Annotated in this window: 12 protein-coding genes, 2 tRNA genes and 1 pseudogene; 6 read left to right on the forward strand and 9 right to left on the reverse strand. The window is 73.1% G+C overall.

The window, feature by feature from the left end; translation table 11 throughout:
* Positions 1-25: 25 nt before the first annotated feature.
* Both ACIQ87_RS17985 and ACIQ87_RS17990 read right to left on the reverse strand, forming a co-directional pair.
* Positions 26-2,173 carry a putative bifunctional diguanylate cyclase/phosphodiesterase gene (locus ACIQ87_RS17985; protein ID WP_402407306.1) on the reverse strand — a complete coding sequence of 716 codons (2,148 nt, stop codon included), beginning with the start codon at positions 2,171-2,173 and terminating at the stop codon, positions 26-28.
* 479 nt (positions 2,174-2,652) lie between these two features.
* The gene (locus tag ACIQ87_RS17990; RefSeq protein WP_402407308.1) at positions 2,653-3,078 is read right to left on the reverse strand and encodes an OsmC family protein; all 426 of its coding nucleotides are present in this window, start codon (positions 3,076-3,078) and stop codon (positions 2,653-2,655) included.
* A gap of 331 nt (positions 3,079-3,409) precedes the next feature.
* Between ACIQ87_RS17990 and ACIQ87_RS17995 the strand changes: the two genes are divergently transcribed.
* Positions 3,410-3,745 carry a chorismate mutase gene (locus ACIQ87_RS17995; RefSeq protein ID WP_402407311.1) on the forward strand — a complete coding sequence of 112 codons (336 nt, stop codon included), beginning with the start codon at positions 3,410-3,412 and terminating at the stop codon, positions 3,743-3,745.
* A gap of 125 nt (positions 3,746-3,870) precedes the next feature.
* Positions 3,871-4,659: a signal peptidase I gene (gene lepB / locus ACIQ87_RS18000; RefSeq protein WP_402407313.1), complete on the forward strand. Its 789-nt coding sequence runs from the start codon at positions 3,871-3,873 to the stop codon at positions 4,657-4,659.
* 23 nt (positions 4,660-4,682) lie between these two features.
* Here lepB and ACIQ87_RS18005 read toward each other — a convergent pair whose 3' ends face one another.
* From ACIQ87_RS18005 to ACIQ87_RS18015, 3 genes are all read right to left on the reverse strand, one after another.
* Entirely contained in the window at positions 4,683-5,708 is a 1,026-nt protein-coding gene (locus ACIQ87_RS18005; protein ID WP_402407315.1) for an EamA family transporter, read from the reverse strand.
* A 229-nt stretch (positions 5,709-5,937) separates the two neighbouring features.
* Positions 5,938-8,370, reverse strand: coding sequence for a transglycosylase domain-containing protein (locus ACIQ87_RS18010; RefSeq protein ID WP_402407318.1), 2,433 nt, complete (start codon positions 8,368-8,370; stop codon positions 5,938-5,940).
* Positions 8,371-8,594: 224 nt separating this feature from the next.
* Positions 8,595-8,668, reverse strand: a tRNA-Lys gene (locus tag ACIQ87_RS18015).
* A 122-nt stretch (positions 8,669-8,790) separates the two neighbouring features.
* On the opposite strand from ACIQ87_RS18015, the pseudogene ACIQ87_RS18020 reads away from it, so the two are divergent.
* Both ACIQ87_RS18020 and ACIQ87_RS18025 read left to right on the forward strand, forming a co-directional pair.
* Positions 8,791-9,501, forward strand: a pseudogene (locus ACIQ87_RS18020) (DUF998 domain-containing protein); the annotation flags it as partial.
* A 167-nt stretch (positions 9,502-9,668) separates the two neighbouring features.
* Positions 9,669-10,553: an alpha/beta fold hydrolase gene (locus tag ACIQ87_RS18025; protein ID WP_402407320.1), complete on the forward strand. Its 885-nt coding sequence runs from the start codon at positions 9,669-9,671 to the stop codon at positions 10,551-10,553.
* 82 nt (positions 10,554-10,635) lie between these two features.
* Here ACIQ87_RS18025 and ACIQ87_RS18030 read toward each other — a convergent pair.
* The 4 genes from ACIQ87_RS18030 to ACIQ87_RS18045 form a co-directional block, all read right to left on the reverse strand.
* Positions 10,636-10,709, reverse strand: a tRNA-Lys gene (locus tag ACIQ87_RS18030).
* Positions 10,710-10,769: 60 nt separating this feature from the next.
* The gene (locus ACIQ87_RS18035) at positions 10,770-12,851 is read right to left on the reverse strand and encodes a dipeptide ABC transporter ATP-binding protein (protein WP_402407323.1); all 2,082 of its coding nucleotides are present in this window, start codon (positions 12,849-12,851) and stop codon (positions 10,770-10,772) included.
* Complete coding sequence (locus tag ACIQ87_RS18040) at positions 12,848-13,843, reverse strand: ABC transporter permease (protein WP_402407325.1); 996 nt, start codon at positions 13,841-13,843, stop codon at positions 12,848-12,850. Before ACIQ87_RS18040 ends, ACIQ87_RS18035 begins: the two co-directional genes overlap by 4 nt.
* A 16-nt stretch (positions 13,844-13,859) precedes the next feature.
* Entirely contained in the window at positions 13,860-14,840 is a 981-nt protein-coding gene (locus ACIQ87_RS18045; RefSeq protein ID WP_402407328.1) for an ABC transporter permease, read from the reverse strand.
* Positions 14,841-15,172: 332 nt separating this feature from the next.
* Between ACIQ87_RS18045 and ACIQ87_RS18050 the strand changes: the two genes are divergently transcribed.
* The gene (locus ACIQ87_RS18050) at positions 15,173-16,885 is read left to right on the forward strand and encodes an ABC transporter family substrate-binding protein (RefSeq protein WP_402407330.1); all 1,713 of its coding nucleotides are present in this window, start codon (positions 15,173-15,175) and stop codon (positions 16,883-16,885) included.
* 495 nt (positions 16,886-17,380) lie between these two features.
* The gene (locus ACIQ87_RS18055) at positions 17,381-18,592 is read left to right on the forward strand and encodes a low temperature requirement protein A (protein ID WP_402407333.1); all 1,212 of its coding nucleotides are present in this window, start codon (positions 17,381-17,383) and stop codon (positions 18,590-18,592) included.
* Positions 18,593-18,710 lie beyond the last annotated feature (118 nt).

Below are 18,710 nucleotides of genomic sequence, written 5' to 3' on the forward strand. Positions count from 1 at the left end.
CTCAGTCCCCGCGACTACCGGCGGGCTACCGGCGGCCCAGGGCGTGGCGGCCCTCGCGGAGTATGGCCGCGACCAGTTCGGCCTCGCCGGGGCGGGCGAAGTACCAGCCCTGGGCGGTGTCGCAGCCGGTCAGCCGCAGGCGCTCGGCCTGGGCGGCGCTCTCGATGCCCTCGGCGGTGACGGTCAGGCCGAGGGTGTGGGCGAGCTGCACCATCGCGCCGACGATCTGCTCGTCTGCGTCGCTGCGGCGGGCGCCGAGCTCCGGGCAACCGGGACGGTCCGTCGGGGAGGGTTCGCGGAAGCCCTCGATGAAGGTGCCGTCGAGCTTGAGCACGTGCACCGGCAGCCGGGAGAGGTAGGCCAGGTTGGAGTAGCCGGTGCCGAAGTCGTCGATCGCGATCCGCACGCCCATGTCGGCGAGCGCCTGGAGGGCCTGGAGCGGGCGGCCGCCGGGGCCGAGCAGGGCGCTCTCGGTGATCTCCAGCTGGAGGAGCCGGGCCGGCAGTCCGGTGCGTTCGAGGGCCCGGGCGACGTCGGCGACGATGTCGGAGTCCCAGATCTGGCGGGCGGCCAGGTTGACGCTCACGAAGGTCTCGGTCTCGGGGAACTCGGCGAGCCACTGCCGGGCCTGGCGGCAGGACTCCTCCAGCACCCAGGTCCCGAGCGGCACGATCGCGCCGGTCTCCTCGGCGAGCGGGATGAAGCGGTCCGGGGAGAGCGTCCCGTAACGGGGGTGGCGCCAGCGGACCAGCGCCTCGGCGCCGTGCACCGCGCCGTCGGCCAGGCCGACCAGCGGCTGGTACTCGATGGTGAACTCGCCGCGCTCCAGGGCCGGGCGCAGCGAGGTGGCGAGCAGTTGCCGGGTGAGCTGGTGGGCGCCGCGGTCCGGGTCGTAGAGGGTCCAGCGGGCGCGGCCGTCGGCCTTGGACCAGTAGAGCGTGGCGTCGGCGTCCTTGACCAGGTCGGTCGGGGTGGTCTCGTGCACGGACCGCTCGACCACGCCCACGCTGGCGGTGATCACCAGCCGGTGCCCGGCGACGTCGAAGGGACGTTCCAGCGCCTCCAGGATCCGGGCAGCCAGCTCGGTCAGCTGCTCGCTGCCCAGGCTGTCGGTGACCAGGACGGCGAACTCGTCGCCGCCCATCCGGGCCACCAGGTGGGTGTCGCGCCCGTCGAACCCGCGCCGCAGCCGGGTGGCGACGGCGATCAGCAGCTGGTCGCCGATGTGGTGGCCGAGCGCCTCGTTGATGGCCGCGAAGCCGTCGATGTCCAGGTAGCAGACCCCGACCCGGCGTTCGGCAGCGGCGGTGGCGGTGGCGGGGGCCGGGCCGGGCTGGTCGTTCGCTGGGAGGCAGGCGGCGTCGAGCCGCTTGAAGAAGTACGCCCGGTTGGGCAGCCGGGTCAGCGGGTCGTGCAGGGCCTGGTACTCCAGCCGGTCGCCGAGCCGGCGCTGCTCGGTGATGTCCTCCACCAGCGCGAGGGTGTAGAGCGGATCCCCGGCGCCGTCCCGGATCAGCGAGACGGTGACCTTGCTCCAGACGGTGTGGCCCTCACGGTGCTTGAGCAGCTTTTCCACGCGGAACCGTTCCCGCTCACCGCGGACGAGTTCGGCGAAGAGCCGGTCCGGCATGCCCTCCGGGTCGATGATCTCGTGCAGGTGGGTGCGGACCAGGTCGCCGACGCCCCGTCCGATCAGGGCGGCGAAGGCGGGGTTGACCTCGATGATGCGGTCCTCGGCGTCGATCAGGGCCATGCCGATGACGGCGTCGCAGAAGGCGGCCCGGAACCGGGACTCACTGGCCCGCAGCGCGGCCAGCAGCCGGTCGGCGCCGATGTCCTCCCGGCCGGTACCGATGCCCTCCCGGTCGGTACCGGTGTCAGCCCCACCGGTACCGCTGTCCTCCAGGCCGGTGCCGCCGCCCTCTCGGTCCGTACCGCCGTCGGCCCGGCCGGTGCCGCCGGTGAGCCACCGGTCCCGGTGGGTGTCGCCGGTGAGCGGGGCCGAGCAGGTGGGGCATAGCAGCAGGCCGGGTTCCGCCAGGGTCCCGCAGGTGGTGCCGGCTCCCGCCGGGGCACCCGCGGCTCCGGAGACGGGCCCGCCATGGGATCCGGCGGCCGGTTCCAGGACCGGTGAGGCGAGGTGGCGGTGGCGCGGTGATTCCGTGTGCCGCACGCCGGGGTGGTGTGCGTCGGCCCCCTCGTTCTGGCCCGGCACGGCATGCTCCCGTCCGCTGCTGACGCTTGACGATGGTCCGGCCGGCCAATCGGGACCCGGCGGTCGGCTCCGCACTCTGTCGTGGTCCTCGGAGTCGGTCCGCTGCGGGGGCCGCCCGTCGTGGGGTGGCGGCGCGCGGAGACCCGCCTGAAGGACAGGGCGCTGCGGCCGATCATAGGCCGGGATGGCAACACGCGGTGACCGCCGGCAGGGTGATTCGCCCGCTTTGTGATCATGAATGGCGGTACGTGCAGACGCCCCTGGTGTACATCACATGATGTGCACCAGGGGCGTGTGCGCCGAAGCCGCGCCCCTGGGCGCCGGTCGCGCGCCGGAAGTGGTCCGGAGCGGGACGGGAGTCGAGAGACAGGGGCCGAGGGGCGGGAGGGAAGAAAGAAGGGGAGAGAGGAGAAGAGGAGGGCGGAGAAGGGCGCGGCTCAGGCCAGGGAGGCCGAGAGGGTGATGGTGGTGCCGGCCAGGGCCTGGCTGACCGGGCAGTTGGCCTTGGCGTCCTCGGCGGCCTTCACGAAACCGGCTTCGTCCAGTCCGGGGACGTCGCCGACGACGGTCAGGTGGATGCCGGTGATGCCCGTGCCGGGCTGGAAGGTGACGTCGGCCCGGGTGTCCAGCTTGGTGGGCGGGGTGCCGGCGCCGGCCAGGCCGTGCGAGAGGGCCATCGAGAAGCAGGCGGAGTGGGCGGCCGCGATCAGCTCCTCGGGGCTGGTCTTGCCGTTGGGTGCCTCGGCGCGGGACGGCCAGGAGACGGGGTACTCGCCGATCCCGGACGAGGCGAAGGTCACCAGCCCCTTGCCGTCGAGGAGGTTGCCCTCCCACGCGGTGGTGGCGGTGCGGGTGGTTGCCACGATCGGTTCCTCCAGTGCTGAGGGAGTGTTCGAACGGTCACTTCCGGTCATGCGTGCCCCAGCCTACGGCCAGAGCCGCCCCGGTCCCGGCGCGTCACGCCGCAGCGGTCGGTCGCAGAGGGGTCGCAGCGGTCGGCCAGGGCAGTCGGTCGGGGCGGGCGGAGTGGTCCGTCGGGCACGGCGCCGGTGGCGGTCCCGGCCCGCTGTCCGGATCGTGGACGGTTCCGTCCGACGGTGCGGGGCCCGGGCGGGGGCCCTGTTAGATTTGCCCGGGCCCGAGCCCGGCCGCCGTACGGCCGGGCGCCCACTCCAGACACCGGGAGCCGCCCCGATGACGGACCACTCCACGACCCCCGACGCCGGCTCGCCCGAGGGGATCGACGACGCCGTACGGGCCGAGCTGACCAGCCTGCGCGAGAGCATCGACAACATCGACGCCGCGGTGGTCCACATGCTGGCCGAGCGCTTCAAGGCGACCCAGAAGGTCGGCCGGCTCAAGGCCGAGCACAAGCTGCCGCCGGCCGACCCGGCGCGCGAGCGGGACCAGATCAAGCGGCTGCGGGAGCTGGCGGCGGGTGCGAAGCTGGACCCTGTCTTCGCGGAGAAGTTCCTGAACTTCATCATCGCCGAGGTCATCCGCCACCACGAGGCCATCGCCCGCTCCTGAAACCCGGGCCCGAGCGGCTCCGGGACACCCGGAGATGTCGGCGGCGGCTAAATGACCGATTTCGTCAGGCTCCACGGTTGGCGTAGCGTGCAGGTTTCCCCAGCCGGAGAGGTGGAGCAGCGACGATGGCGGTGAACCTGCCCGAAACGCCCAGCGGAGCCGGAGCGCCCAGCGGTACCGCGTCGGACGCCCACGGGGTGTCCGGCGGCCGCGCCGAGGCCCGCCGGCGGGCGCGCGGTTCGCGTGGCGGTACGGCCCGCCGCCCGGGCCGACGGCCGCGGCCGTGGTGGATCGAGCTTCCGGTGATGGCGGCGGTCGGCCTGGCGGTCGCGCTGCTGATCAAGACCTGTCTGTTCCAGGTGTTCACCATCCCGTCCGGCTCGATGGAGAACACCCTGCGGATCGGCGACCGGGTCGGCGTGAACAAGCTGGCGCCGCTGACCGGCTGGGAGCCGGAGCAGGGGCAGCCGGTGGTGTTCAAGGACCCGGGGGGCTGGCTGCCGCCGCAGCCCGCCGACCCCAACCCGTTCACCAACACCATGAGCTCGGTGCTCAGCTTCGTCGGCCTGGTGCCGCCGAAGGACGACAACTACCTGGTCAAGCGGGTCATCGCGACCGGTGGTCAGACCGTGCAGTGCCAGGGCACCACGCTGACCGTCGACGGGCGGAAGCTCGACGAGCCGTACCTGCACCCCGGGGACGACTCCTGCGCCGGGATGGACTTCGGGCCGGTGAAGGTGCCCTCGGGTTACGTCTGGGTCGAGGGCGACCACCGCAGCGACTCCGCGGACTCCCGCTTCCACCAGCACGGCCCGGGTGGCGGCGCCGTGCCGGTGGACAACGTGGTCGGCCCGGTGTCGGCCGTCGTGTGGCCGCTCAATCACCTCGACTGGTTCGGCTGGGCCGGCCGCTGACCCCGCGCTCGGCGGTCACCCGGTCACCCGGTCACCCGGTCGCGGGCCCCGGCGGCGTCGGCCCCGGCGGCGTCAGCCCCCGAGTCGGTCCCCGAGCCGGTCCCCGAGTCAGCCCCCGCCTCCGCGGGCTTGCTCGCCTGCGCCGCGAAGGCGCCGGTCAGCACCAGCAGGCCACCCGCGATCTGCGGCAGTCCGAGGTGCTCGCCGAGCAGCACCCAGGCCGTCACGGTGGCGACCACCGCCTCCAGGTTGGCGACCACCCCGGCGATCGGCGGCGACAGGTAGCCGACCGAGATCACCCCGGTGAGGTAGGCGAGCACCGTCGCGATCAGGACCATCCACACGGCCGGGAGGAACGCGGGCAGGGTGTGCCCGTTCATCACCACCGACCCGCCGAGCTTGCTCCAGTCGGCCTGCCAGGGCCGGGTGAGGGCGGTGAGCAGCACGGCGCCGACGAGCAGCCCGAACGCGCTGACGGCGAGCGGGTCGACCGGCCGGTCGCCGTGCCGGCCGGCGTCGGCGAGTACGAAGTAGCCGACCTGGCAGAAGGCCGCGCCGAGGGCGAACAACACGCCCAGCGCGTCGAAGCTCAGACCGTTCCAGACCTCGACCACGCAGGCCAGCCCGGCCACCGCGACGCCGGCGCCGATGGCCGCGCCGCGGGTGATCGGCTTGCGCTGGACGAACTTGACGTAGCCGATCAGCAGCGGCGGCCCGAGGTACTCGATGAGCAGGGCGACGCCGACCGGGATGCGGGAGATCGCCGCGAAGTAGCAGGCCTGGACGCCGGCCACGGCGAGCAGGCCGAAGCCGAGCAGCAGGCCGGGGCGGCGCAGTACGGCGTCCCGGTGCCGGTAGGCGACCGGGAGGAGCGCCACCGCCGCACCGGTGACCCGGAGCCACACCACGTGCAGCGGGGAGAGCCCGGCCTCTATCAGAGGCTTGGCCGCGGTGCCGGAGCCGCCGAAGGCGATGGCGGAGACCAGCGCGAGGCTGAGGCCGAGGGTTCTGCCCGAAGGGAGGGTGGGCGAGGCCGTTGATCTGTGCACGGCCGCATTCTGACAGTCATACCGATGATCAGGTAAGGCGCCATTCCGTCATTCGGTCCTGCCCGCACCTGTGCGTCATGGCGCAATCACCCGATCCGACAAGACCCGGGGCTCCGAGGGCCCCGGAACGCCCACGGCCCAGGAACGCCCACGGCCCCGGAACGTCCAGGGCCCCGAGAGCCCCAAGGCTCCCGGGGCCCCAGGGCTCCGACGTGTCAGGACCCGTCCGTCAGCCCCTGGATCCGCCCGATGCCCCAGGCCCAGCCCCAGCCCCCGTCCCCGCGAGCGCGTCCGTCCCGCCGTTGGTCGGGGTGGTCGGCTGCGTGGTCGGGGCCGTGGTCGGCTGGGTGGTCGGCGTCGGCCGCGAGGTGGGCCGGGGCGGCCGGGTCGGCTGGGTGGTGGGCTCGGTCGGGGGAGGCGTCGGGGCGGTGCTCGCGCCGCCGTCCGTGCCGCCCGACGGGGTCGAGCCGTCGCCCGGCGCCGTGGTGGGGCCGGTGCTCGGAGCGCCGGTGGGGGCGCTCGTGGTCGGGGCGCTGCTCGGCGTGCTCGGGGCGGTCGGCAGGTCGGTGGCGCCCGAGGAGGCGCCGCCGGCCGGGATCGGGAAGTCGCCGACCGGCTGGCCCTTGAGCGCGGCCTTCATGTAGCTGGTCCAGATCTGGGCCGGGTACTGGCCGCCGGCCGCGCCGTCGATGCCGCCGACGCCGCTCAGGCTGACCTGGGAGCCGTTGCCCGGGTCCTGCCCGAACAGGGCGACCGAGGTGACCAGCTCGGGGGTGTAACCCACGAACCAGACCGACTTCTGGTCGTCGGTGGTGCCGGTCTTGCCCGCCACCGGTCGGCCGAGCGCCTTCGCCCGCCAGCCGGTGCCGCCCGGGTCGCTCACCACGCCCTGGAGCATCGAGGTGACCTCGTTGGCGGTGTCCTCGCTGATCGCCTGGGTGGTCTTGTGCGCGGGCAGCGCGACGTTCTCGCCCTCGCGGTCCACCGCCTGGACCAGCCACGGGGTGATCTGCCTGCCGCCGTTGTCCAGCGTGGCGTACACGCCCGCCATGTCGAGCACGCTCGGGGTGGCCGCGCCCAGCGGGATGGACGGCACCGGGTCGAGGCCCGGGGTGTTGCCGGGCAGGCCCAGTGCGACGGCGGTGTCCTTGACCTTCTGGAGCCCGGTGTCCTGCGCGAGCTGCGCGAAGGCCGAGTTGACCGACCAGTCGGTGGCCTGCTGGAGGCTGATCTGGCCGTAGCTCTTGTCGCCCTCGTTCGGCGGCGCGTACGGGGTGCCCTTGCCGCCGCGGACCTTCCGACCGCTGGTGCCGTCGTAGACCGTGTTCGGGGTGATGGTGCGGCCGTCCTGGGTCTTGGCGTCGTTCTCGAGGGCGGCGGCCAGCGCGATCGCCTTGAAGGTCGAGCCGGCCTGGTAGTCGCGCCGGGTGGCGTTGTCCACGTAGTGCTTCACGTAGTCGACGCCGCCGTACAGGGCGACGACCGCACCGGTCTTCGGGTCGACGGAGGCGGCGCCGGCCTGGGCGGCCGCGTCCTTCTTCCGCTTGTCCGGGTTCAGGGTGTCGTGCAGCTGGGCCTGGACGGAGTCCTGGAGGGCCTGCTGGCGGGCCGGGTCGATGCTCAGCTTGATCGTGTAGCCGCCCTTGGCCAGCTCGGTCTCGCTGATCACCCCGTTGGAGGTGAGGTACTGGGTGGCCGCGTCGACCAGGTAGCCGGCCTGGCCGGACAGACCCGGGTTGGGCTGCGGGTCCCGGACGTCGGGGAAGGTGGTCCCGGCCCGCTCCTCCGCGGAGAGCCAGCCCTCCTTGACCATGCCGTCGAGCACGTAGTTCCAGCGGTTGACGGCGTTCTGCTTGCCCGCCGCGGTCGCGGTGGCGACGTCGTAGGCGCTCGGGGCGTTCAGCAGGGTGGCCAGGTAGGCGCCCTGGGCGGCGTTGAGGGCGGACGCGTCGACGCCGAAGTACGCCTGGGCGGCGGCCTGGATGCCGTAGGCGCCGCGGCCGTAGTAGGAGGTGTTCAGGTAGCCGGAGAGGATGTCGTTCTTGTTCTCGGTGGCGTCCACCTTGATGGCGATGAAGAGTTCCTTCACCTTGCGGGTGATCGACTGCTTCTGGTTCAGGTACGTGTTCTTCACGTACTGCTGGGTGATGGTGGAGCCGCCCTGGGTGCCCTCGCCCTTGGCGGTGTTGATCGCGGCCCGGGCCAGGCCCTGGACGTTGACCGCGCCCTCGTTGTAGAAGTTCCGGTCCTCGGCGGCCAGCGCCGCGTGCTGGGCGGCGGGGGAGACCTTGTCCAGGCCGACGTTCTGCCGGTTGGTCTGGCCGGTGCGGGTGAGCACCGAACCGTCCGAGTAGAGCCAGGTGTTGCTCTGGGCGGTCGCGGCCGCGTGCGCGTCCGGCACCTTCACCAGGGCGATCCCCAGCGCGAACAGGCCGATGCCGAGCAGCAGCGCCGAGCCGAAGCCGAGCAGGGTCATCCGCCAGGTGGGTATCAGCCGGCGCCAGCCGGTGCGCTTGGGGCGGCGTGCCTTCTTGCCGCCGGACCCACCGGACCCACCGGACCCGCAGGACCCGCCGACCGGGCCGGTGGAGCGCTTGAACCGCTTGACCGGGCGGAGGCTGATCGACGGCGTGCGACGGCCGCTCTGGGCGTTTCTGGACAAAGCGCGGCCTTTCCTGCGGGTGCGTCGACGCAGCCGGCACGGACGGGGACATCGGCGGTTGGGGACCTTTGTCCCGATTCCGGTTCTACTGCCCTGGACGAGCAGACCGGGCCGGATGGCTCCGGCGGATCGCCAATCGAGACCGACATCACACGCAAATCGGACGTCGGAGGCCAAAAAATCGGGGAGCCCCTCGCTGTTGCGAGAGGCTCCCCAACTGTCTGTGCGCCGCCAGGGACTCGAACCCCGGACCCGCTGATTAAGAGTCAGCTGCTCTAACCAACTGAGCTAGCGGCGCCTGCTGACCTGGAAAACAATACACGCTTCCGAGGAGTGCCTCGAACCGGCCCGGCGGCCCGCGCCCGATCCGCACCTTTCCTTCCGGTTGGTGTGGAGTTCGCCGCTCGTTAGGGTGGAACGGTGCCCAGCCCCCAGCCAGGACACCGAGCCGCGCGGACGACGGTCGCCACCCTGCTGCTGCTCAGCGCCGTGGCGTACACCGCCTGGGTGCTGGAGGTCGTGCTGAGCACCGGGCTCGACCCGGTGCAGGCGTACATCAGCGAACTCGCCGCCGAGGACCAGCCGCTGGGCGGCCTGTTCCGGGCCACCGACCTCGCCGCCGGGCTCTGCCTGCTCGCCGCCGCCGGCACCGCCCTCGCCACCGGGCAGGCCGGGGCCTCCCGGCGGCACCGCTGGGCGCTGGCCGGCTGGTCCGCGCTGGCCCTGTTCGGCGCCGCGACCGTCGCCGACTCCCGGCTGCCGCTCAGCTGCGCCCCCACCAGCGACGAGATGTGCGCCGCCCGGGAGACCGCCGGGCTCGTCCCCGCCACCCACACCGCGCACGCCGTCACCAGCAGCCTCGCCATGGCCGGGGCGCTCACCGCGCTCGTCTCGGTCACCGTGGCCGCCCGGCGCTACCGCTGGTGGCCGCCGGTGCGCCGGTTCGGGCCCTGGCTGCTGGGCGCCGAGCTGCTCGCCACCGGCTGGAGCCTCGCCTCGATCGCCGCCTTCCAGGCCGGGCGCGGCACCTGGGCGCTCGGGGCCGGGCAGCGGCTGCAGGTGCTGCTGGTCGCGCTCTGGCTCGGGCTGCTGGCCCTGGGCCTCGCCCGCTCCGCCCCTACGGACGCCCCGGACGGGCCGGACGCTCCGGACGGGCCGCATGCGTCGGACGCTCCGGACGGGCCGCATGCGTCGGACGCGCCACACGCCCCGGGCGCGCCGGACCCCTCCGGCGGGACGCACGAGGACGCCGGGCCGCGGCACCGCCCGGCCGGGCCGCCCCGGGGTCGGAGGCCGGCATGAGCGCCCCCGGAGCGCGGACCGGCGACCGGGCACGCTTCCTGCGCGTCGACGGCGTCCCGCTGCACGTCCGCACCGAGGGCAGCGGCCCGGTCTGCCTGCTCTCCGGCGGCCTCGGCAGCAGCTGGTTCGACTGGGACCTGGTCGTCCCCTTCCTCACGCCCTACCGCACCGTGGTCCGCTTCGACCGGCCCGGTTACGGGCTGAGCGCCGCCGAACCCGCCACCGGGCGGCCCGCCCCGACGGCGGCCGGCGAGGCCGGGCGCATACGGGCGGTGCTGGACGGCCTCGGGCTGCGGGAGCCCTGCACGGTGGTCGGGCACTCGCTCGGGGGCTTCCACGTCGAGGCCTTCGCCCGGCTGCACCCCGAGCGCACCGCGGGACTCGTGTTGGTGGACGGCAGCATGGAGGCGCGGCCCCGGCCGTACCCGGCGCCCGGCGCGCGCGACCTGGCGGCCCGGGCGGTCGCCGGCGTGGCCACCGCCCTCGCCGTGCCCTACCTGCTGGGCCCGACCGTCCGACGGACCACGGCCCGGCTGTCCACCGTCCGCCGCGAGGACCTCGCCCCGGCGCCACTGGTCCGGCACTGCTACCGCACCGGGCGGGCCCTGCGCGCGATGCTGCGGGAGAACGTCCGCTACCTCGACACGGCCGCCGAACTGGACGGGCTGCGGCGCGCCCGGCCGCTGGCCGAGGACCTGCCGATCACCGTGCTGGCCGCCGACGACGGCTGCCGGACCCGCCGCACCGAGGACTGGCTGGCCCGGCAGCGGGAGCTGGCGGCCCTGCTCGGGGCGGACTTCCGCACCACCGCCCCGGCCGGGCACCTGGTGATGTTCGACCGCCCGGACGCGGTCGCCTCGGCGGTGCTCGACACCCGCTGAGGCGCCGCCGCAGGGGGTGGCCCCCGGGCCGGAAAACGCCTCAGGCCGCCCACCGGAGTGGACGGCCTGAGACCTTGCCATGTGCGCCGCCAGGGACTCGAACCCCGGACCCGCTGATTAAGAGTCAGCTGCTCTAACCAACTGAGCTAGCGGCGCTTGCTGACGTCGAAGACATTACACGGCGCCGACCGGATCCGCCGAATCGTGTTCGAGTGGTCACTCCGTGTGGCCGATTCCGGGTTCCGGGAAGTGGCAGGCCACCTGCTGGTCCGCGCCCGGGGTGCCGCCGACCAGGGCGGGACGCTCCCGCTCGCAGCGGGCCCGGTCCGCCGGGGCCGTGAGCGCGGCGTAGCGCGGGCACCGGCTGCGGAAGACGCAGCCGGTGCGGCGCTCGGTGGGCGGGGGAGGGTCACCGGCCAGCAGGATGCGGTCGCGGGCGCGCTCGGCGGCGGGGTCGGGGAGCGGGACGGCGGAGAGCAGGGCGCGGGTGTACGGGTGGCGGGGGTGGTCGAAGACGGCGGAGACCTCGCCCTGCTCGACCGTCCGGCCGAGGTACATCACGCTGACCCGGTCGGCGAGGTGCCGGATCACCGAGAGGTCGTGCGAGACGAACAGGTAGGACAGGCCCAGCTCGGCCTTGAGGCTCTGCAGCAGGTTGAGCACCCCGGCCTGGATGGAGACGTCCAGCGCGGAGACCGGTTCGTCCAGCACCAGCAGCCTGGGCCGTACGGCGAGCGCCCGGGCGATCGAGACGCGCTGGCGCTGGCCGCCCGAGAACTGGTGCGGGTAGCGGATGGCGTGCTCCGGGTCGAGGCCGACCTGGCGCAGCAGCTCGGGCACCCGGCGGGCGATCTCCTCGCGCGGGGCGCGCTGGGCCAGCAGTGGTTCGGCGACGATGTCGCCGATCGGCATCCGGGGGTCGAGGCTGGCCATCGGGTCCTGGAAGACGATCTGCAGCTGGGCGCGGAGCCGGTGGGCCTCGGCCCGGGTGAGGGCGGCGGTGTCCCGGCCGAGCAGTTCGATCCGGCCGGTCTCGGGGGCACCGAGCCGCAGCAGTTCGAACAGCGTGGTGGACTTGCCGGAGCCGGACTCCCCGACCAGGCCGAGGGTCTCGCCCTCCCGCAGGTCCAGGTCGACGCCGTCCACCGCGTACACCTCGCCGACCTTGCGCTTGAACACCGTGCCCTTGAGGAGCGGGAACGTTTTTCCGAGGCCGCTCACCGACAGCACCGGGGTACGGGCGGAGCGCTCGCCGGGGCCGGCGGGGCCGGCGGGCACCTCCGGCACGGGGTAGACCTCGGCCGGTGCGGGCCGCCGCTCGGCGAGTTCCGCCGAGCGCACGCACGCCGACAGGTGGCCGTCGGCCCCTTCCAGGGCGGGCTCGGCCGCGGCGCAGCGCTCCTGCGCCAGCGGGCAGCGCGCCGCGAACGGGCAGCCCGGGGGCAGTTCGGCCATCGGCGCCGGGGTGCCGGGGATCGGCACGAGCGGACCACCGCGTCCGTCCAGCCGGGGCAGCGCGCCGATCAGGCCGAGCGAGTAGGGGTGACGCGGGGCCGCGAACAGCTCGTCCACCGCGGCCGTCTCGACCACCCGGCCGGCGTACATCACCGCGACCCGGTCGGCGGTTCCGGCGATCACCCCGAGGTCGTGGCTGACCAGGACGAGTGCCGCGCCGGTCTCCCGCTGGGCGGTGCGCAGCACGTCCAGCACCTGGGCCTGGATGGTGACGTCGAGCGCGGTGGTGGGCTCGTCGGCGAGCAGGATGTCGGGTTCGTTGGCGACCGCCATGGCGATCATGGCGCGCTGGCGCATGCCGCCGGAGAACTCGTGGGGGAAGCTGTCCAGGGCCCGGTCGGGCGCCGGGATGCCGACCAGGTCGAGGAGTTCGGCGGCCCGGCGGCGCGCGGCGGCCTTGTCCACCCGCTGGTGGATGCGGACCGCCTCGGCGATCTGGTCGCCGATCCGGTAGACCGGGGTGAAGGCGGAGAGCGGGTCCTGGAAGACCATGGCGATCCGGCGGCCGCGGATCGCGGCGAGCTCCCGGCCGGGCAGTCCGACCAGTTCCCGTCCGTCCAGGCGCACCGAGCCGCTGACGCGCGCCGTGCCGGGCAGCAGTCCGAGCACGGACAGCGCGGTGACGGACTTCCCGGAGCCGGACTCGCCGACGATGCCGAGGGTCTCGCCGCGCCGCAGGGTGAGGTCCACCCCGCGGACGGCGGGGACCGGGCCGTCGGGCCCGGCGAAGTCCACCCGCAGGTCCCGGACGGCGAGCAGCGGGGTTTCGACGGTGGTGGTCACGGGTGCTTCCTACGGCCGGCGGAGCGACGGGTACGGGGTGAACGACCGGTGCGGCGTGAACGGCGGGGCGCGGCCTCGGAGGTGGGGTCGAGGGCGTCGCGCAGCCCGTCCCCGATCAGGTTGACGGCGAGGACGAACAGCACCAGCAGCGCGGCGGCGAAGTAGAACAGCCAGGGGAACACCGGGGCTTCGCCGGTTCCGGCGGCGAGCAGGGTGCCGAGCGAGACGTCCGGCGGCTTGACCCCGAAGCCGAAGTAGGAGAGCGCGGTCTCGCTCATCACGGCGCCGCCGACCGCGATGGTGGCGTCGATGATGAGGAAGGAGGCGACGTTGGGCAGGATGTGCCGACTGATGATCCGCAGTGGACGCACCCCCATGAACCGTGCGGCGCGGACGAATTCGCGCTCGCGCAGGGAGATGGTCATCGAGCGGACCACCCGGGCGGTGATCATCCAGTTGAACAGCGCGAGCAGCAGGACGAAGGCGATCCAGCCGGCGCCCTTCAGCCGGGCCGAGACGATGGTGATGATCAGGAAGGCCGGGAAGACCAGCAGCAGGTCCACCAGGAACATCAGCGCCCGGTCCGTCCAGCCGCCGAAGTAGCCGGCGCAGGCGCCGACCACCGAGGCCAGCACGGTGGAGAACAGTGCCACCAGCAGGCCGATGACCAGCGACTTCTGCAGGCCGCGGACGGTCTGCGCGAAGACGTCCTGGCCGACCCCGTTGGTGCCGAACAGGTGCTCGGCGGACGGGGGCTGGTGCAGCGCGGAGAAGTCGGGGGTGGCGTAGTCCCAGGGCGTCAGGTACGGCCCGCCGAAGGCGAGCGCGAACAGCAGCAGCACCACGACGGCGCCGACCACGGCCCCGCGGGCGGCGAGCAGCCGGGACAGGACGAGCCGGCCGCGTCCGGCGGCCCGGGGCGGTCCGGAGGGTGGGCCGGGCTCGACGGGCCCGGCCGGTTCGGCCGGTTCGGCGGTGGTGACGGTGGTCATCTCGGCTCTCCTCCGGTCAGGACCGCACGCGCGGGTCGAGGGCGGCGTGCAGGGTGTCGGCGAGGAAGCCGGAGACGAGCACGACGACGGCGGTGAACAGGTTGATCGCGACCACCGAGTTGACGTCCTGTTCGTTGATCGACTTGATCAGCCACTCGCCCATGCCGTGCCAGCCGAAGATCGTCTCGGTGAAGATCGCGCCGGTGAAGATGCCCAGGAAGCTGTAGGCGAACATGGTCGACATGGGGATCACCGCGGTCCGCAGTCCGTGCCTGAGCAGCGCCCGGCCACGGGTCAGGCCCTTGGCCTCGGCGGTGCGCAGGTAGTCGGAGCCGAGCACGTCGAGCATGGTGCCGCGCTGGTAGCGGCTGTAGGTGGCGAGGCCGCCGAGGGCCAGCGAGACGGTGGGCAGCAGCAGGTGCAGCGCCCAGTCGGCGAGGTGGGTGCCGAGGCCGCCGGTGAGTCCGGGGGTCTCGTAGCCGGTGAACGGGATCACCTCGTGGCCGGCCGCGTCCTTGGCGGCGATGGCGCCGTTCTTGAGGAACAGCGCGACCAGGAAGACGGGGGTGGAGAGCAGCACGAAGGACAGCACGGTGAGCAGCCGGTCGGAGATCCGGTACTGGCGCACCGCGCTCCACGCCCCGACGGCGACGCCGAGGACCATGCCCAGCAGGCTGCCGAGCAGCAGCAGCCGCAGCGAGACCCAGACCCGGCGGCCGAAGTCGTCGGTGACCGGGGTGTCGTGGATGGTCCGGCCGAGGTCGCCGTCGAGCAGTCCGCCGGCCCAGTGGCCGAAGCGCTCGACCACCGGGGTGCGGTCGTTCAGGTTGAGCGCGGTGAGCTGGCGCTCCACCGACTCGACGGACGGCCGGGGGACCTTGGCCTCGAAGTAGGTGCGCGGCTGCAGCGCGGTGGCGGAGATCGCGTACGCCAGGAAGACGGCGGCGATCAGCAGCACCGCGTAGTAGCTCAACCGCTTCGCCAGGTAGCGGAGCATCAACGGCCGCCCGTCGCGGTGCGGGTGGGGCCGACGCGTCTGGTGGGCATCGGGTGTGGCCTTCGGTCCGGGCCCCGGTCGGGGCGTCAGTTCGCTGGAATCACAAGCAGGTTGGGAAAGCGCAGGTCAGAGTGAAGCACCGGTGCGCTGAGGCGGTGTTGCGGCCGTGTTGCCGCCTGTGACTTCTGGATCAGGTGTGCGCTCCTCCCCCTGGTGGCGGATCTGATCCGCTGTTACGTTCTGCTCGCTCGGTGCCGAATTGGCTGCCCACGCTCAAGCCCCGTCACACCTCGCGAGCCCCAACTCCCGTCATCGATCCCAGGGGGACCCTCATGGACGCTTCCCGTACGGCCCGCCGTCTCGGCCGGGCGGCCGCCCTCGCCGTCGCCGTCGCCGTCGCGCTCGCGGTCACCGCGTGCACCTCGGGCGGAGGAGGGGCGGCCGACGGCGTGGCCAAGAGCGAGCCGCCGAGACAGGACTCCCAGGACGTCAACGCCAAGCCGCTGGAGCAGATCAGGGACGGCGGGGAGGTGCGCTTCCAGCTGGACCAGTGGATCACCCAGTGGAACCCGCTCCAGGTGGACGGCGGCTCCTACACCGACACGGTGAACCTGATCCGGGCCGTGGAGCCCTCGCTCTTCCGCACCGACGCCTCCGGCGCCTTCCAGGCGGACCCGGACTACCTGGTGGAGGCCAAGGTCACCTCGGCCTCGCCGCAGGTGGTCACGTACAAGCTGAACCCCAAGGCCAAGTGGTCCGACGGCAAGCCGCTGAGCTACCTGGACTTCAAGGCCGACTGGCAGGCGGGCAACGGCAAGGACCCGGCGTACAACATCTACGACCCCTCCGGCTACGAGCTGATCTCCGCCGTCGAGCAGGGCGCCGACCCGAGCGAGGTCAAGGTCAGCTTCTCGGAGCCGTACGCGGACTGGCAGAACCTGTTCCGCCCGCTGATCCCGGCGGCCGGCATCGCCACCCCGGACGACTTCAACAAGGGCTGGGTGGAGAAGGTCCCGATCACCGCGGGCCCGCTGAAGATCGGCGTGGCGGACAAGACCGCGCAGACCATCAGCCTGGTGCCGGACCCGGCCTGGTGGGGCACCCGGCCCAAGCTCGACAAGATCACCTTCCGGGTGATGGACAAGGCCGCCAGCATCCAGGCGTTCCTCAACAACGAGATCGACTTCGCCTCGGCCGGCACCGCCACCGCGTACGGGCAGCTCAAGAACGCCAAGGACACCGTGATCCGGGCCGCCAGCCCGTGGGACGAGGTGCACATCTCCTTCGGCGGCACCGGCGCGCTGGCGGACCGGAAGGTCCGGCAGGCGCTCGGCAGGGCGCTCGACCGCTCGGCGCTGATCAAGATCGCCAACAACGGGGTGCCGGTGGAGTTCAAGCCGCTCGGCAACCACATCATCATGCCCAACCAGGCCGGCTACCAGGACAACTCCGGCGAGTGGGCGAAGTTCGACCTGGCCGCGGCCAAGGGCCTGCTGGACGAGGCCGGGTGGAAGGAGTCCGGCAGCGGCCAGCCGCGCACCAAGGACGGCAAGCCGCTGGAACTGCACTGGGTGCTCAGCGACGGGACCCAGCAGGCCCAGGTCGACCTCGCCACCGCGGCGGCGGCGATGTGGCAGGCGGTGGGGGTCAAGATCGACCTGGACAAGGTGGCGGCCAACGACTACTTCGCCAAGTACGTCACCCCGGGCAAGTTCGACATCGCGAGCTGGCGCAACACCGACTCGTTCCCGAACTCCAAGAGCCTGGCCAACTTCCGCCTGCCGGTGGGGGACAACACCTTCAGCAACCCCTCGCGGCTGGGCACCCCGGAGATCGACGCCCTACTGAAGAAGGCGGCCGGGACGGTCGACCCGGCGGAGGCGGCGAAGCTCTACAACCAGGCCGACGCGAAGATCTGGGAGCTCGGCCACACCGTGGAGCTCTACCAGCGGCCCGCCGTGGTGGCGACCCGCAAGGGGCTGGCCAACTACGGTGCCTTCGGCCTCGCCCAGGAGGACTACAGCAAGGTCGGCTGGGAGAAGTAGCCGCCGCCGGAACGGGTCCGGCCGCCGCACGGCAGGCGCTGGCGAGCAGCGCGGTGATCACGAGGCCGGTGGAGCGGGCGCGGGGGGTCGGCTCTGCCGCCCCGCTGTCCGACCACCCGCCTTGACCTTCCGCGTTGCCCGCAGGCCGCCCGTGTCGTGGGGCCCGGCAGGGCCCGCGCTCTTCCAACCGGGAAGAATCTAGCGGCGCCCCGGTCGCCCGCGAGGCAGCGCGCGGGGCACGCCCGGAAACCCGCCGAGCTGTCACCCGGTTCGCGCACCGGAGCGTCAACTACGGCTGACAGCAAGGAAAAAAGGGGCATTCCTGTCCATTGCGCCCGGGGTGCGAGGGGCTTGCCGCCCCTGGTCCGTGCGCGCACACCATCGTGCCCGCGGGTGCACACCTGCCGCGCCGATGCGTGCGCCCGGCCCGGACCGCTGCCAGGATGCGCGGGACAGGCCCTTTCCGCCCCCCTTCCCGACTCCGGAGCAGCTCCGATGGCCAGTGACCCCGCTGCCGCCGCACCCCACGGCCACCCCGTCGATCCGCCGCCGGTGCGCCGGATGGTCCCGCGCGACCGGCACGAGCCGCACCGGGTCGCCACCCCGCTGGAGCTGTTCTTCGACCTCTGCTTCGTGGTCGCGGTCGGCCAGGCCGGGCGGGAACTGGCCCACGCCCTGGCGGCCGGGCACTACGGCGACGGGCTGCGCGGCTACGCGCTGGCCTTCTTCGCGATCTGGTGGGCCTGGATGAACTTCACCTGGTTCGCCTCCGCGTACGACGTCGACGACGTGCCGTACCGGATCACCACGCTGGTGCAGATCGCCGGGGTGCTGATCCTGGCCGCCGGGGTGCCGCGGCTGTTCGCCACCCAGGACCTGACGCTGGCGATCGCCGGCTACGTGGTGATGCGGCTGGCGATGGTCACCCAGTGGCTGCGCGCGGCCGCCAGTGAGCAGGGCCTGGCGCGAAGCGTCGCGCTGGGCTACGCGGCGGGGATCACGCTCTGCCAGGTCGGCTGGGTGGCGACGCTGTTCCTGCCGCACGACGTCCGCCCGTACGTCATCCCGCTCGGGGTGCTGTGCGAGCTGGCCGTGCCGGTGATCGCCGAGCTGCGGATGCGGACCTCCTGGCACCCGCACCACATCGCCGAGCGGTACGGGCTGTTCACCCTGATCGTGCTCGGCGAGACGGTGGCCGCGGCCACCGTCGCGGTGCAGTCGGCGGTGGACGAGCACGAGGACCTGGGCCGGCTGGTGCCGGTGGCGGCGGGTGGGCTGCTGATCTGCTTCTCGGCCTGGTGGATCTACTTCGCCCGGTCCGTCCACGAGCACCTGCGCTCCAACCGGCAGGCACTGGTCTGGGGCTACGGGCACTACCTGGTGTTCGGCTCGGCGGCGGCGATCGGCGCCGGGCTGGAGGTCGCGGTGGAGTCGGCGGTGCACCAGGCGCACATCTCGGACACCGCCGCCACCGCGACCGTCACCGTGCCCATCGCGCTCTACCTGCTCACGGTCTGGTTCCTGCACTCCAGGCACACCAAGCAGGGTGCGGCGGCCCAGACGGTGGCGCCGGTGGGGGCCGCGCTGGTGCTGGCCTGCACCGCGCTCGGCGGCTCCGGGGTGCTCGCGGCGGGCCTGGTCTGCACGCTGACGGTGGCGGTGGGCGTGCTGATCCACGGCCGGGAGAGCCGGCGGGCGGGCGTGTGAGCGCGGGGCCGGCGGGCGGGCGCCGGCTAGCCCCGGACTTCGCAGATGGGGTTTTAGGTTTCCAGCCAGCGGGGTCGGGTTTCGTCGATGCCGAGGAGTTCGAGCAGGTGTGCTTGGA

It is taken from the genome of Kitasatospora sp. NPDC096204, from assembly GCF_044763205.1.
Lineage (GTDB): Bacteria > Actinomycetota > Actinomycetes > Streptomycetales > Streptomycetaceae > Kitasatospora.

Bases quoted from the DNA above. Each gene is read 5' to 3' on its own strand.
- ACIQ87_RS17995 (WP_402407311.1), top strand. From the start codon at position 3,410: ATGACGGACCACTCCACGACCCCCGACGCCGGCTCGCCCGAGGGGATC.
- lepB (WP_402407313.1), top strand. From the start codon at position 3,871: ATGGCGGTGAACCTGCCCGAAACGCCCAGCGGAGCCGGAGCGCCCAGC.
- ACIQ87_RS18025 (WP_402407320.1), top strand. From the start codon at position 9,669: ATGAGCGCCCCCGGAGCGCGGACCGGCGACCGGGCACGCTTCCTGCGC.
- ACIQ87_RS18040 (WP_402407325.1), bottom strand. From the start codon at position 13,843: ATGACCACCGTCACCACCGCCGAACCGGCCGAACCGGCCGGGCCCGTC.
- ACIQ87_RS18045 (WP_402407328.1), bottom strand. From the start codon at position 14,840: ATGCTCCGCTACCTGGCGAAGCGGTTGAGCTACTACGCGGTGCTGCTG.
- ACIQ87_RS18050 (WP_402407330.1), top strand. From the start codon at position 15,173: ATGGACGCTTCCCGTACGGCCCGCCGTCTCGGCCGGGCGGCCGCCCTC.
- ACIQ87_RS18055 (WP_402407333.1), top strand. From the start codon at position 17,381: ATGGCCAGTGACCCCGCTGCCGCCGCACCCCACGGCCACCCCGTCGAT.